General features: G+C 36.6%; 17 protein-coding genes. 14 read left to right on the top strand and 3 right to left on the bottom strand.

All coding sequences use genetic code 11. The features are described from left to right. The 3 genes from QDN89_RS05615 (at position 1) to QDN89_RS05605 (ending at position 1,582) form a co-directional block, all read left to right on the top strand. Positions 1 to 624 (top strand): cytochrome (ubi)quinol oxidase subunit III, encoded by a 624-nt coding sequence (locus QDN89_RS05615; RefSeq protein ID WP_280769115.1) that lies wholly within the window; start codon positions 1 to 3, stop codon positions 622 to 624. Positions 625 to 628: 4 nt separating this feature from the next. Beyond that, positions 629 to 976 carry a cytochrome C oxidase subunit IV family protein gene (locus QDN89_RS05610; protein ID WP_280769114.1) on the top strand — a complete coding sequence of 116 codons (348 nt, stop codon included), beginning with the start codon at positions 629 to 631 and terminating at the stop codon, positions 974 to 976. A 144-nt stretch (positions 977 to 1,120) separates the two neighbouring features. After that, on the top strand, positions 1,121 to 1,582 hold the full coding sequence (locus QDN89_RS05605; RefSeq protein WP_280769113.1) for a DUF420 domain-containing protein: 462 nt from the start codon (positions 1,121 to 1,123) through the stop codon (positions 1,580 to 1,582). 290 nt (positions 1,583 to 1,872) lie between these two features. Here the strand turns inward: QDN89_RS05605 and ytvI are convergent, their stop codons facing one another. Further along, the gene (gene ytvI, locus QDN89_RS05600) at positions 1,873 to 2,931 is read right to left on the bottom strand and encodes a sporulation integral membrane protein YtvI (protein WP_280769112.1); all 1,059 of its coding nucleotides are present in this window, start codon (positions 2,929 to 2,931) and stop codon (positions 1,873 to 1,875) included. 427 nt (positions 2,932 to 3,358) lie between these two features. Further along, complete coding sequence (locus QDN89_RS05595; RefSeq protein ID WP_280769111.1) at positions 3,359 to 3,712, bottom strand: YugN family protein; 354 nt, start codon at positions 3,710 to 3,712, stop codon at positions 3,359 to 3,361. 154 nt (positions 3,713 to 3,866) lie between these two features. Here QDN89_RS05595 and QDN89_RS05590 point away from each other — a divergent pair, with 154 nt between their 5' ends. The 9 genes from QDN89_RS05590 (at position 3,867) to coaD (ending at position 10,343) form a co-directional block, all read left to right on the top strand. Further along, positions 3,867 to 4,295: a CBS domain-containing protein gene (locus QDN89_RS05590; RefSeq protein WP_280769110.1), complete on the top strand. Its 429-nt coding sequence runs from the start codon at positions 3,867 to 3,869 to the stop codon at positions 4,293 to 4,295. A gap of 263 nt (positions 4,296 to 4,558) precedes the next feature. Beyond that, positions 4,559 to 5,671: a CAP domain-containing protein gene (locus QDN89_RS05585; RefSeq protein ID WP_280769109.1), complete on the top strand. Its 1,113-nt coding sequence runs from the start codon at positions 4,559 to 4,561 to the stop codon at positions 5,669 to 5,671. A 77-nt stretch (positions 5,672 to 5,748) separates the two neighbouring features. Further along, complete coding sequence (locus QDN89_RS05580) at positions 5,749 to 6,171, top strand: YlbD family protein (protein WP_280769108.1); 423 nt, start codon at positions 5,749 to 5,751, stop codon at positions 6,169 to 6,171. Between the two features lie 23 nt (positions 6,172 to 6,194). Beyond that, positions 6,195 to 6,431: a YlbE-like family protein gene (locus QDN89_RS05575; RefSeq protein WP_280769107.1), complete on the top strand. Its 237-nt coding sequence runs from the start codon at positions 6,195 to 6,197 to the stop codon at positions 6,429 to 6,431. A 282-nt stretch (positions 6,432 to 6,713) separates the two neighbouring features. After that, entirely contained in the window at positions 6,714 to 7,838 is a 1,125-nt protein-coding gene (locus QDN89_RS05570) for an NAD(P)/FAD-dependent oxidoreductase (RefSeq protein WP_280769106.1), read from the top strand. 91 nt (positions 7,839 to 7,929) lie between these two features. Beyond that, entirely contained in the window at positions 7,930 to 8,373 is a 444-nt protein-coding gene (locus QDN89_RS05565) for a YlbF/YmcA family competence regulator (RefSeq protein ID WP_280769105.1), read from the top strand. Between the two features lie 55 nt (positions 8,374 to 8,428). Continuing rightward, a complete protein-coding gene (locus QDN89_RS05560; protein WP_280769104.1) occupies positions 8,429 to 8,704 on the top strand; it encodes a YlbG family protein in 276 nt (91 codons plus the stop codon). Positions 8,705 to 9,297: 593 nt separating this feature from the next. Continuing rightward, positions 9,298 to 9,867: a 16S rRNA (guanine(966)-N(2))-methyltransferase RsmD gene (gene rsmD / locus QDN89_RS05555; RefSeq protein ID WP_280769103.1), complete on the top strand. Its 570-nt coding sequence runs from the start codon at positions 9,298 to 9,300 to the stop codon at positions 9,865 to 9,867. Further along, positions 9,864 to 10,343 (top strand): pantetheine-phosphate adenylyltransferase, encoded by a 480-nt coding sequence (gene coaD, locus QDN89_RS05550; RefSeq protein WP_280769102.1) that lies wholly within the window; start codon positions 9,864 to 9,866, stop codon positions 10,341 to 10,343. The genes rsmD and coaD overlap by 4 nt, the downstream gene beginning before the upstream one ends. A 29-nt stretch (positions 10,344 to 10,372) precedes the next feature. Here the strand turns inward: coaD and ylbJ are convergent, their stop codons facing one another. After that, entirely contained in the window at positions 10,373 to 11,596 is a 1,224-nt protein-coding gene (gene ylbJ, locus QDN89_RS05545) for a sporulation integral membrane protein YlbJ (protein ID WP_280769100.1), read from the bottom strand. 146 nt (positions 11,597 to 11,742) lie between these two features. Here ylbJ and QDN89_RS05540 point away from each other — a divergent pair, with 146 nt between their 5' ends. Together QDN89_RS05540 and QDN89_RS05535 are read left to right on the top strand one after the other, a co-directional pair. Next, positions 11,743 to 12,552, top strand: a complete 810-nt coding sequence (locus tag QDN89_RS05540) for a patatin-like phospholipase family protein (RefSeq protein ID WP_280769099.1) — start codon at positions 11,743 to 11,745, stop codon at positions 12,550 to 12,552. Beyond that, on the top strand, positions 12,524 to 13,570 hold the full coding sequence (locus QDN89_RS05535; RefSeq protein WP_280769098.1) for a SepM family pheromone-processing serine protease: 1,047 nt from the start codon (positions 12,524 to 12,526) through the stop codon (positions 13,568 to 13,570). The genes QDN89_RS05540 and QDN89_RS05535 overlap by 29 nt, the downstream gene beginning before the upstream one ends. Positions 13,571 to 13,716: the final 146 nt, after the last annotated feature.

Here is a 13,716-nt window from a genome sequence, read left to right as displayed (position 1 = left end):
ATGGCTGAAAACGAAGCAATGGAACAACAGCAGACCCTTCCTCCTAATCCGGAGAAGGCGACACTGGAAGGTAGAAATAAGTATTTAGGTTTTTGGTTTTTCTTAGGTGGAGAAACGGTTTTATTTGGAAGCTTATTTGGAACATATTTAGGTTTACGAAGTGGGGTCCTTGATGGACCAGGTCCAGCTGATTTATTCCACTTAGACCTTGTATTTATTATGACAATGATTTTATTAACAAGTAGTTTAACGAGTGTGTTTGCTGTTATTAACATGAAGCGTGGTAATTACAAAGGTTTACTTATTTGGATGTGGGCAACGGTCGCTTTAGGCGTTGCGTTTCTAGTATTTGAAATCTATGAGTTTTATGAGTATTACCATCAAGGCTTAGGTTTCTCTACGAGTGCCTTTGCTTCGGCTTTCTACACGTTAGTAGGAACACACGGGGCTCACGTATTATTCGGTGTTCTGTGGATTACTACATTACTAATTCGTTACAGAAAATCTGGTTTGACATTAACCAATGCTCCTAAGTTTTATACAGCGGTATTGTATTGGCACTTTATTGACGTTGTTTGGGTGTTTATCTTCACTGTTGTATATTTATTAGGAATAGGAGGTTGAGCAAATGAGTTCACATGTAGATCCTAGTGCTCCTTTACAAGGAGAACCAACAAAGAACACACAACGAAAACTTAAAAAAGAGATGCGTACGCAGCTTGTTTCTTTTGTATTAATGATTTTCATTACGTCGATGGCCTTTTTATCCATCGCAAGTGATGCCATTCCTAGTGGATTTGCAATCCCGTTTATTCTATTATTAGCTGCTATTCAGGTTACTCTTCAGCTTTACTTTTTCATGCATATGAATGAGAAGGGAACAGCATGGGTCAACATCATGATATGGTCAGGGTTATTTATAGCTGTACTAACTGTTGCTGCCCTCATGTTGTTAATTGGAGTAGTGAAATACTAGACTTATGGAGAGAGTACTTCCTAATTGGAAGTACTCTTTTCCATTTGTCACTATATTGAAGAGGTTTATTTCGTCGATTTTAAAAAAATATGGTAGAATAACTTTGTATTAATAACGATTGAACAGAGAGTGAGGGGGGAAATTATGGCGACTTTTTTGCCATTTATAAGTACGATTTTCATTGCCTTAAGTGCCATTTTTGTAGCTGTCGGGTGGTATTTAATTGCAAATAGGAAAGTGGAAGCTCATAAAAAAGCAATGTTTTGGGCGGCTATATTAGCTAGTGTGTTTTTTGCTACATATTTGTCGAAGACTTTTTTTATTGGTAGTACGGCTTTTGGTGGACCTGAAGGGGTTGAAACATATTACCGTATCTTTTTATTATTTCATATTACAATGGCTACTATTGCTGCAGGTTTAGGTATCGTTCAACTAGTGTCAGGATATAAAAATAATTTAAAACTTCATCGAAAGCTTGGGCCATTTACATCAATCATATGGTTCATCTCAGCAACAACAGGTATTGCTGTCTACTTTTTGCTTTACATTATTTACACGCCTGGAGAAACAACAAACATATTTCGAGCTATTTTAGGTGTCGTATAGAAAAGAATTAACGTCAGTTTTGAACGTTAGCTTATGTATTTGGCTAACGTTTTCTATATTCAAAAACCATTAGCTTAAGAGTATAGTGTGAAACGTAAGGGAATTACCCTATACGAAATGAATTTCTACTAAGGAAATATAGCCCTCAAAAAATATAAAACGGCTGTCAGGATGAATTTTCATTCGCTGACAGCCGTTTTATATTTAAACCCTTGCTTAAAGTGTTGAAGAATCATATAACAGCAACGTCTTCTTCAGGAAATCATAGTTACTCAACAACTACTTTTTAGTTAGATCTTAAAGTTCATTTTAATAATTCCAGCTTCTTTAGCGCTCATAAATAAAATAACGGCAAGTGGCCCTACAATAAAACCAACAGCACCTAATAGCATTAATCCAATATATAAAGAGATCAGGGTTGCTAATGGTGATAAGCCAATGTGGTGTCCCATTACTTTAGGTTCGACTGTTCGACGTATGGTTAATAATATACCTGCAAGGACCAATAATTGAACCGCCACCGCTGTATTCCCAGCTATTAAGTAATAGCCAGCCCATGGTGCTAAAACAGCGATGGAACCGATGATTGGAATAAAATCAATCAACCAAATGATAATGGACATAATCAACGCGACTTCTGGTGCAATAATGAGCAAACCAATGAATGTCACAATGAAAATGATGATACTGACAAGAAATTGTGCCTTGAAAAAACCGAAAATCACATACGATAATCTAGCCGCCATAAAGCTAACTTTTTTAGCTGTTTCTTCAGACATATAAGAAAAAATCTTTGTTTTTAACCTTGGAAGATCTAATAAGAATAAGTATAGCGCAATCAGATATACAAGTAAAGATACAATGTAAGAAGGAACTCTAACTAGAACATTGGTTGCCATCTCGATTATATTGATTTCAGCTAATCTATCTCTAATTTGCAATAGTTGGTTTGTAACAGCGTTATCAATTTCATTAACAACGTCTTGAGAGTAATGATCGAATTGAAGTCTTAAATTCTCCAAAAACGTCATCCATGCGATATTCACTTCATTAATCGTCATCGGAAGGTTTTCTACAAATTGATTTATTTGTGTTAATGCTCTTGTTAATGTGAAGTACCCGATAATGCTTATTACGAGTAAAAACGTAATGAATATAATAAACACAGCTAAATTACGGGAGAGCTTAGCTTTAGTAACAAGTCCGTTTACGGCAGGAGCTAAAAATAAAGCCGTAATTAATGCAAAGATAATAGGAACAGACACAGGTAAAATGAAATAAATGATCAGGGCTGCAATTAAAATCCCAACAGCTATGTAGATATATTTTCTTTTTGTCTGAGATGTCAAAGGAATGCCCCTTTCTCGTTCAATAATGGAATGGATATCAAACTGTAAATAATGTTATTGCTGCTAACCGGTACCGCAAGAAAACACAAAAATTATATACAACCTCTTTCTCATATAATTGTAAAAAGCTTTCGATGCAAATAACATTAGGTAAGAAGAGGCCTAATTTCAATGAATCGAAAGCAAATGATAAACTAGTCAACATAATGATTTAGACTGACCGAAGGGATACCTTATCCAGAACAAAGTCACAACATATATATATCATACGGGACGATATTTTTCTGAATAAGGGACCCATTGGCTTCTTAATAACTCACTAATTAATATGATGAATGTTCATATCAAATTAAAAATCCTCAAGAAATAGTAGCCGTCATTGACACTGGTTCTATTTCTAACGTATTTCTATGTAAGGAAAAGATATTTAGAGAGCTTCTTTTTTTACTTTTTCAAACAAATTTTCAAGTCTTTTCGTGCATTTGTCTACAATGTGTTTTGGGAATTCCTCATCATATTCAACACCGTGTGGATAGTAGTGCTTACCTACATATGGAACCATCATTTTAACAGTGCTATATGGAGATGGTAATTCGCCGTCTTCAACATGAGCTGGTACTCGCAAATAGTAAATATGATCATAAACTTGATCAATCATTTTATAATCAAAAGTTATCCGCTCATAATCAAACTGGTTATCAAATCCTGCAGCTTCCATGATTTCTTCTAAAGCTTGGAATTCAATTATAATGCCTTCAAGTCCTGTTTCCTCAAATTTCATTTTGTTACCTCCCTGAAATCAGTCTTTCTTCACTCTACCTTATAATATTACGAATTCACTTTCGTTGCAACGATACCACGTTAAAACATGGAAAAATATTTTCTTGAAAAGTGGATAGGCTATTAATTGAATCTAAAAATGAGGAGGAATAAAAATGACAACGTTAAAAGAAATTATGACTGGAAGTGTTGATACGTGTACACCAGAAGATAATGTTTTTGAAGCGGCGCTAAAAATGAAAAACGATCATGTAGGTGCAATACCTATTTGTGAAGGATCTAAATTAATAGGTATGATTACAGACAGAGATATAGTCGTAAGAGGTGTTGCCGAAAAACGACCAAATTCTTCATCTTTACAAGAGGTGATGAGTGAACATCTTTATACTGCTCCTCAAGATATGGAAATAGGGGAAGCTGCAAAGTTAATGGCTGAAAATCAAATCCGACGATTACCAATTGTTGAAGGAGAAAATTTAGTAGGGATTGTATCTTTAGGTGACTTAGCTGTTCACACAAGTACAGAACATGAGGCAGCGATCGCTTTATCTGAGATCTCTGAACAACCTCAATATCACCATTAGAAAACGCATTTGATAAATGGATCTGAGAATGAAAGGTGAAGACATCTTTCTTCAAGGTATTAGGATTGAGAGTGATAATCTAGTCTAAAGGGTAAACACACCTCTAAAGAGGACATTTGAGAAGGTGTGGAACATGTATCTGTATATAAAGAGAAAGTATTCAAGTGCAAATCTTGAATACCTTCTCTTTTTTTGTGGTAGGATTTAGATGATAGATGAAGATTGAATATTTATAAAAGAAACGTGTTAATGAGGTGAATGGATTGAAGTCATTATTTGTATTTACCATAGGATTATTACTAATTATAGGGATCGCTTTTATAGGGGTTAACTTATTAGATGATATTACTTCACAGAATTCGATGGATTCAGAAGAAGTGGAAATGGTTCAAATAGATAAAATACTTGGAAATGATGAAGAAACGACAGATGAAGAAAATGAGTCTGGAAATAGGCTTTCTTCAGAAGGAGATGTAGAAAGTGAAAACGACGAAAGACAACCATTGTATGATTGGATTGGTCTAAAAAGAGATGACCTCATAGACGTTTTTGGAGAGCCAGATCGTCGAGATGCCACGCCTTATGGATACGAGTGGTATGTATATTATTCAAAAGAGAACCACAAACAGTTTGGTGTAGACAAAGATAATCAAGTCGTTAGTGCATATACAAATAGTGAAAATGTATTTCTAGGTGAGTTTGAAGTGAGAGATCATTACGACATTGTTTCTTCTATTTACGAATTTAATCAAGAAAATACCATCTCCAAAACACTTGCTTCATACACTTTTGAATTAAAAGAAGAAGAGTTAGTTGAGAGACCTCTAGCTCAAACGGATGAAGGGGTTTGGGCCCAGTTTTATTTTGATAAATTCACTGGTGAATTATCATCTGTTCGCTATCTAGACGAAAATACCCTTCTAGTCCAACGTCCCTATTCACTTTCTTATAATGGGGACCTTCCTGAAAAAGAAAGTTTAGAGGGTGAAAAAATAGAATCTTGGCAATATGGGCAAGCAAAACAAATCTTGGAGCTGACAAATGGAATTCGAAGAAAGCACGATTTGAGTTCGTTAGCATGGCATGATGGCGCTGCTCAAACAGCATTTTTGCACAGTGAAGAAATGTACGAACTTAACTATTTCTCTCATACTTCTGAAAATGAAGGGGAATTGTCGGATCGTTTAATTAAGCAGGACGTATCATATCGAATGGCAGCAGAAAACATAGCAGCAAAATATGTAGACGGTATTGCTGCGGTAGAAGGTTGGCTTAATAGTGAAGGGCATCGTGTTAATCTGTTAAATGATGACTTGACTCATTTAGGAGTTGGTGTATATGAAGATTACTATACGCAAAATTTTATTTCGCCTTGATGAAATTAGGCGCACGTCATCTACACTCTTTCATTATAATGTAGTATATTGATTTGAATATGAGAGAGGTGGAGGAAGTGAATGAATCCTTGCATCCAGATGTAAAAAAATTTAAAATTTTCGTCAAGGGAAATCCTCACGTGTTAAGAGACGTTCATTCTGGTGAAAAGTCGCTGCAAGATTTATTTGAGGAATGGATGTTATTTGGAGAAGATGATGAAATCTGGGATTCTTACTTGTCTCAAGACATCGATCAAGATGCTGAAGAAAGTCGTGAAAACAAGGAAAACGATGAGGATTCGAGTACGGAAATGGAACTATTAAATATGTTGAAGAAAATGAATTTAAATGATGTCCAGCATCACTTGGCGCAATTTAGTACCGTCGTGGGTTCTATCCAAGAGCTTGTTAGTCAATTCAAACAGCAGACACCTTCTCACCAACCAGGACCAGAGCAACAACAAGAACAGCCACCGCCCTTTTCTTTTCGTGAAGACTGATTTGGGTTGAAGGAGGAGGGGAAATGAGAAAAGAAGTGTATGATTGGATTCGATCAAGCCCTGAACTTCACCATTATTTACGGATGAATCCTATTTGGTATCGAAAGTTAGGGAGAGAACCAGAATTGTTAGAAAAAATGATCCAGGAATCTAAAGTTTATTTTGGAAAAACCTTCACGCAAAGAATTGACCAAATTCATAATAATATGAATATGGCGATGATGGTAATTGAAATGATGCGACAAATGAATGAATCTTAGCTCTAATACATTGATGAAAGCTAGTATAAGGTATAGGTTGATGATATGAATTTATCAATCAACGTAAATGGCGTGGACTAAAACTACTATAGAAAACAGCCATTATGAAAGGTTCCAGATTTTCTGCTGACGAACCACCGAGCAACCTCTTCGCTATTTTGAGGCTCGTATGGTTCGTTTTTTCCGTTACTATTTTGGACAAACAGTAATAGTTATATTTTCATAAAAGCAATAAGGAACTTTGATCAAACCAATAAAATGTAAAAAGGTGTTGTGTTGTCAGTGAAATCATATATTGTAGTTGGAGCAGGTATTTTAGGAGCTTCTACGGCGTACCATTTAGCTAAAACAGGAGTCAAAGTAACGATCATTGACCGGGATGACTCTGGTCAAGCAACTGCAGCAGCAGCTGGAATTATTTGTCCATGGTTAACGAGGAGACGAAATAAATCTTGGTATAACCTTGTGAAAAGAGGGGCAACATACTATCCTTCGTTGGTTAATGAACTAAAGTCTTTAGGAGAAAAGGACACGGGTTATGCTCAAGTTGGTGCCATTCGTTTACATGAAAATGAAGAAAAATTAAATCAAGTTTTAGCTATTGCGAATAAAAGAAAAGAAACGGCTCCAGAAATGGGAGAGATAAGTAAACTTTCTCCAATGGAAGCGCGCGAGTTGTTTCCCCCTTTGAGCCTATCATATGGTGCCATTCACATTGGTGGTGCTGCGAGAGTGAACGGTCAATTGTTGTGCCAATCGCTTATTCGAGCTGCAAAAGGATATGGAGCTACGTACATTAGTGGAAACGCGTCACTTATAGAAGAGGGGCAAGTCGTTAAAGGGGTTCAGACGACTGAGGGTAAATTTTACTCTGACAAAGTGATTGTGACGGCTGGAGCTTGGGCCAAAGAAATCCTTGCTCCTCTTCATTTGAACTTTAACCTCAGACCACAAAAGGCTCAAATTGTACATGTTGATTTACGAGGTGCAGTGACAGACAAATGGCCAGTTGTGATCCCACCAGGAAATCATTACTTGCTGTCTTTTAAAGATGGAAGAATCGTGGCTGGTGCGACTCATGAAGATCATGCCGGTTTCGACTATCGAGTTACTGCAGGTGGGGTCCAAGAAGTCATCGAAAAAATGTTAGAAACGGCACCGGGATTAACTGAAAGTACATTTATAGAGACGAGGGTTGGTTTTCGTCCGATTACACCTGACTCGATACCAGTAATGGGAGAGTGGCCACCGTATAGTGGGTTACTTATTGCTAACGGACTAGGTGCTTCTGGCTTAACAGCAGGGCCATATCTTGGTCAGCAGTTGGCCATGCTAGCACTAGGAGAGCAAATGGAACTTGATTTAGCAGATTACAGTTTGTCAAAAGCCATTGACGTAATGGAATGAGCTAGTTAAGGTAGAGCTGGACTTTGTATACATACAGCAGTTTCGCTCATAGTTTATTCATGATATAATCGTAAAACGGAGGTGCTAAAAGATGACGACAACAATGACAGATGTCAATATTCTCCAGGAGTCTCATGATTTTAGTGAAACCATCCTTTCTTCGGATGTTTTCAATGAATATATAGTAGTAAAAAAGAAAGTTCAACGTAGCTCTGAAGCTCAAGACATGCTATTACATTTTCAAGGGTTAAAAGATCAATATGAAGAAGTACAACGGTTTGGTAAGTATCATCCAGACTTTCATAAAATTACTGCTGAAGTTAGAGAGTACAAGCGAAAACTTGATACTCATCCATTAATTGCAGAGTTTAAAGCTAAAGAGAAAGAACTAGAAGATTTGTTGAATGAAGTGTGTCAAATTATTGCTCACGCTGTTTCACCGCAAATTAAAGTTCCTTCAGGTAACCCATTCTTCGATCAATCATCTAGTTGCGCCGGAGGCTGTGGTTCAGGTGGAAGCTGTGGTTGTGGTTAACACTGACAGAAGGTAAAGAAATTTATTTTGAGTCAAAAGAAAAGGAGAAATTTTTATGGTCACCAGTCGTGTTGGTTTAGCTATTTGGGTGCAATCTCTAAAACAAGTTAAACAATTAAAACGGTTCGGAAATATCCACTATGTATCCAAAAAAATGAAATATGTCATTTTGTATTGTGATGAAGAACGAGTGGAAGAAACGATGAATAAAGTACAATCTTTTCATTTTGTCAAAAAGGTTTCTATGTCAATGAGACCTTGGATTAAGACCGAATATCAAAACTCTGTTCCAGATAAAGCGAAAAAGGATGACTATAAAATGGGAATTTAACCTTCAGATAACTGAAGGTTTTTTTATTTTAATTAGTAACGTAGATTTGGTGTCGGTAATATCGCTAATAGCAGCGAAGGAGATAGAGCCTTTAGGCGGGAAAAGTAGATTGTGAAAGGCACTATGTAGAAGAGATAGAGTCTTTCAGTAGAAAACCCTGCGGTGAAAGACGCCATGCCACGCAATACAATAAAAATAGGTAATAATTAGGGAAACGAGGCTTGATAAAAATCACTCAAGCCTCGTTTTTCTAATCAATCTTCTATCTAAAAAAAACCTGTAGCATAATGCTACAGGCTGCCTTATAGCAGAAAGGCGATAGCTAAACGTCTTATCTGCCAAAGCAATGGGAGAGGAGAAACCGGAGGAAGAGCTTATGGGGAAACGTAAGCCTTCTCCGCGGTTGTCCGCAACATGGTCATTCATGCTGCTACTGTTATTATGAACAAATTTTATATGATTATACTTGTATCTTTATAGTTTTTAGATAGAGAGTGCGAAACAGGGCAGCTAGTTTTTTCTTTTATTTTTTTGATTGAATCGATTATGATAGGATAGGTATACATAATTAAAATTTAAATAGGTGAGAATGGATGAGAATAATAAGTGGAGAGAAAAAAGGTTTGCCATTGAAAAGTGTTCCTGGAAATACAACCAGACCAACGGCAGATAAAGTGAAAGAGTCAATTTTTAACATGATTGGCCCTTATTTCCAAGGTGGCATCATGCTCGATTTATATGCTGGAAGCGGTGCAATTGGCATAGAAGCGATCAGTCGTGGGATGGACAAAGTAGTTTTTGTTGATCGTGAAAAAAAAGCGGTGGAAACGATTTATACGAATTTGAATAAAGCAAAGCTTATAGACAAAGCAGAAGTATTTAGAACGGATTCTAATCGAGCACTAAAGGCGATTAAAAAGAAAGAACGCTCGTTTGATTTCATCTTTTTAGATCCACCATATGCGAAAGAGAATCTAATTTTAGAATTATTGTTTATTGGAGAGCATGATATTTTAAAAAATGGTGGGTACATTGTTGCAGAACACTCGTCTAAAGTTTCCATAGAAGATGAACAAATTGTGTTCAAAGTGATTCGTCAAGAAACATATGGTGATACGACAGTGACAATTTTTTCAAACGCCGAAGAGGAGGATTATGAATGACGACTATTGCTGTAATACCAGGGAGTTTTGATCCAGTAACCTTAGGTCATGTGGACATCATTTCTAGAGGTGCAAAAGTGTTTGACCATGTCATCGTATCTGTACTGAACAATCAGAAAAAACAACCATTATTTACGATAGATGAGCGAATGACTTTATTAAGAGAATCGACCAAATCATTACAAAATGTAGAAGTAGACAGCTTTAACGGGCTATTAATTGATTACGTAAGGGAGAAGGGGGCTAATACGATAATCAAAGGACTTCGTGCAGTATCTGACTTTGAGTATGAGCTACAGATGGCTGCTATTAATCGAAAACTTGATGATAATGTAGAAACATTTTTTATGATGACCAATAATAAATATTCATACTTAAGTTCAAGTATTGTGAAAGAAGTGGCGAAATATGGTGCTCCAATCGACGATTTAGTACCTCCGATCGTTGAAAAAGCATTGAAGAAAAAATTTAGCTAGTTTTTTAGATAGACTTGATGAGGGCATTCTTAGATGCTCTCATCTTTTCTGTTTATTGACAGAATGATCCATCCTGATAAGCAAATGATTGTTATATAACTTCCATACATCGTAAACCACTCATACATATGAACGAAAAAAATTTGCATTGTTGGTTCAGCAGTTAGTTGATTGCTTGTTGGCAATGTTTGTTGATCTATTCTATCCTCGTATAACGGTTTGAATAACATAAAAGTCAGAATGGCAGAAAATGTTCCGTGTAAACAACGTGCGATAAAAAAAGGGAAAAATCGTATTTCTGTTTTAGCAAGAATACTGGCAACTTGAGCCTGCACACTAAAACCGTTAAATGCTAAAATAAAACTCGTTATGACAGTTTGTTCTAATAAAGATGCGTTCGTTACATCACTTATTCGTTGACTACCAATTGTAATTTCAAACAAACCAGCGATAATTCCAGGGCTTAATTCTTTGGGCATCTCCGCCCAATTAAGTATAATGGAGATGAAAAAACGAAATATCATGGAAAAATGAATAAGTTCTAATATTTGACTTAGGACAGAGAAAAAAATCATAAAACCGCCAATCATTAATAAGGTTTGAATGGAGGAATGAACCGCATCCCCCATCATTTTTCCAAAAGGTTCATGTTGGTTCATGCGATCTTGATGCATCTTCTGTACAGCTTTATTTATAGATAAAGGTTTGGTGTGTTTGGAATCATATTTTTCTTGTTTAGAACCGTGGAAACGCATGACAAAACCAACAATTAAATTTCCACAATAATGAGAGGTAGCTAATAAAAGGCCAAGGGCGGCATTTTGGAAAAAGCCGACAGCGATAGCACCAAAAATAAATAATGGGTTTGACGCATTGCTAAAGGAAACGAGACGTTCTCCTTCAAATCGGGTTAGGTGACCTTCCTCCCAAAGTCGACTAGTGAATTTTGCACCCGATGGAAAACCTGAGGCAAGTCCCATCGCCCAAACAAACCCGCCTGAACCAGGTACTCTAAACAACGGACGCATAAATGGCTCAAATAATGCACCGATAAAAGAGACAACGCCAAAACGAATGAGAAAGTCTGATAAAATAAAAAAAGGTAATAAAGATGGAAAGACCACTTCCCACCAAACTGTCATCCCTCGAACAGAAGCTTCATAAGCTTCTTTAGGAAAGAGCATAAAACATAAAGCTAACATAGTAGCCGAAACGGCGTAAACGAATGTTTTAATTAGGTCAATTCGGGACATGGGAAGACTCCTTTATATGAAAGATGGGCGATTAGTTGAACCCACATCACTTACTTAACGTTTAAGTCTTGTCCATAAATAACTATACGAAATGGACCGAATTTAGACCTGAAAAATATTTATTTGGAATAAGTGGAGGGGATGAAGTGAGACCAAAAATTGGTTTAGCTTTAGGTTCGGGAGGTTCAAGAGGTTATGCACATATTGGAATATTAAGAGTATTAGCAGATGCAAAAATCCCCATCGATTATATTTCGGGGAGTAGCATGGGGGCTTTAATAGGTGTATTATATGGGAGTGGATATTCCCCAGAACTACTCGAAAAGTTAGCCATTCACTTTCGAAGGAAATATATTTTTGATTTTACTGTTCCAAAAATGGGTTTTATAAAAGGTGAAAAAGCAAAACAATTTGTGAAAATACTCGTGAATGATAAATTGTTAGAAGATCTTTCTCCGCCTGTTCATGTGATTGCAACAGATTTATTAAAAGGGGAACGTTTCGTTTTCACTAAAGGAGACATTGCCCAAGCAGTTAGAGCAAGCATAGCTATCCCAGGGATATTTATGCCTGAAAAAATAGATGGAAAGCTATTTGTCGATGGAGGAGTGATTGACAGAGTTCCAGTTTCCGTTGTAAAACAAATGGGTGCGGATATCGTTATAGCTGCAGATGTGTCGTACTTTAATTCCACTCCAGAGATTACATCTATATATGATGTCATTATGCAGAGTATGGACATTATGGAAAAAGAAATGATGACTCATCGTCAAAAACATTTGGATTACATGATTAGACCAATGTTAAACCAATACAATGCAACCCAATTTACAGAAGCTAGAGAAATTATAGAACGAGGAAAACAAGAGGCTGAAAAAGCCGTGCCGATGATTTTAAAATTAATCGACGACTGGAAGGGGTCAAACAATGAGGGAAGCAGCGAGACGTTCAAATAAATCAATAATTAAATGGGTTGTTTTATTTTCTATACTAATAGCAATTAACTTTATTCAATTGCCTTATTATTTTACTGTTCCAGGAGACGCAAAAGTTTTAAGTGAAGTGATTGAAGTAGAAGATAGACATGACTTTGAAGGGTCACTTATGTTAACAACGATTAGAATGGGGAAAGCCAATTCAGTGAACTATGTGTGGTCTTTATTAAGTGACAGAAGAGAATTAATACCTGAAGAACAAATACGTCCGGAAGGTGAAACAGACGAACAATATAATCACCGACAAATGATGATGATGACAGGTTCTCAAGAATTGGCAGTGCTTGTGGCTTACGAATATGCTGGTAAAGAAGCTTTTTTTGAAAACTATGGTGTCTTAGTTACAACGATAATTCCTGATATGGATGCAGAAGGGAAATTAGAAATAGGTGATCGAATTGTTGAAATTGATGGGACAGAAGTTTTGGAGGTAGAAACGTTGTTTTCTGTATTAGGTGAGTATGAAATTGGAGAAGATGCCCATATCATATTTGAGCGGGACGGAGAAACCGAAGAAACAACCGTTTCTGTTCAACCATTCCCAGAAGAAATCGATCCCGATGGTGAGCGTGGCGGAATTGGAATTGCTAATCCAGTGACAGATAGGGAACTCATATATGATCCAGATGTAGAAATTGATACGGATCAAATTGGAGGTCCATCAGCTGGATTGATGTTCACGTTAGAAATATATAATCAACTATTAGAGGAAGATATTACGAAAGGTTATCATATCGCCGGAACAGGGTCGATTGATGAACAAGGAAATGTTGGCCGTATTGGAGGAGTGAAGCAAAAAATATATGCCGCAGATGAAGTTGGTGCGGATATCTTCTTTGCTCCTGACGAAGAAGGCGCAGCTGGTTCTAATTATCAAGACGCGTTATCAACAGCAGAGGCGATCGGTACAGATATGGATATCGTCCCTATAAATACATTTGAAGATGCGTTAGATTATTTAGATTCTATTGAGCCATAAAAAGCAACAATTTATAATATAGAAAAACGAGTCGGGATGAACGTCCTAACTCGTTTTTTCTAATAGGAGATGTCATTTTTATTAAATTGAAATGATAAGGGGGATGATGATCTTTTAATACCTTCTCGATTTCAAACACTCCTATC

It is taken from the genome of Salipaludibacillus daqingensis, from assembly GCF_029891575.1.
Lineage (GTDB): Bacteria > Bacillota > Bacilli > Bacillales > Salisediminibacteriaceae > Salipaludibacillus > Salipaludibacillus daqingensis.
The sequence above is the reverse complement of the archived record's forward strand: the minus strand, read 5'-3'. Positions and strand labels throughout refer to the sequence as shown.

Bases quoted from the DNA above. Each gene is read 5' to 3' on its own strand.
- QDN89_RS05615 (WP_280769115.1), top strand. From the start codon at position 1: ATGGCTGAAAACGAAGCAATGGAACAACAGCAGACCCTTCCTCCTAAT.
- QDN89_RS05610 (WP_280769114.1), top strand. From the start codon at position 629: ATGAGTTCACATGTAGATCCTAGTGCTCCTTTACAAGGAGAACCAACA.
- QDN89_RS05605 (WP_280769113.1), top strand. From the start codon at position 1,121: ATGGCGACTTTTTTGCCATTTATAAGTACGATTTTCATTGCCTTAAGT.
- QDN89_RS05595 (WP_280769111.1), bottom strand. From the start codon at position 3,712: ATGAAATTTGAGGAAACAGGACTTGAAGGCATTATAATTGAATTCCAA.
- QDN89_RS05590 (WP_280769110.1), top strand. From the start codon at position 3,867: ATGACAACGTTAAAAGAAATTATGACTGGAAGTGTTGATACGTGTACA.
- QDN89_RS05575 (WP_280769107.1), top strand. From the start codon at position 6,195: ATGAGAAAAGAAGTGTATGATTGGATTCGATCAAGCCCTGAACTTCAC.
- QDN89_RS05565 (WP_280769105.1), top strand. From the start codon at position 7,930: ATGACGACAACAATGACAGATGTCAATATTCTCCAGGAGTCTCATGAT.
- QDN89_RS05560 (WP_280769104.1), top strand. From the start codon at position 8,429: ATGGTCACCAGTCGTGTTGGTTTAGCTATTTGGGTGCAATCTCTAAAA.
- rsmD (WP_280769103.1), top strand. From the start codon at position 9,298: ATGAGAATAATAAGTGGAGAGAAAAAAGGTTTGCCATTGAAAAGTGTT.
- coaD (WP_280769102.1), top strand. From the start codon at position 9,864: ATGACGACTATTGCTGTAATACCAGGGAGTTTTGATCCAGTAACCTTA.
- ylbJ (WP_280769100.1), bottom strand. From the start codon at position 11,596: ATGTCCCGAATTGACCTAATTAAAACATTCGTTTACGCCGTTTCGGCT.
- QDN89_RS05535 (WP_280769098.1), top strand. From the start codon at position 12,524: ATGAGGGAAGCAGCGAGACGTTCAAATAAATCAATAATTAAATGGGTT.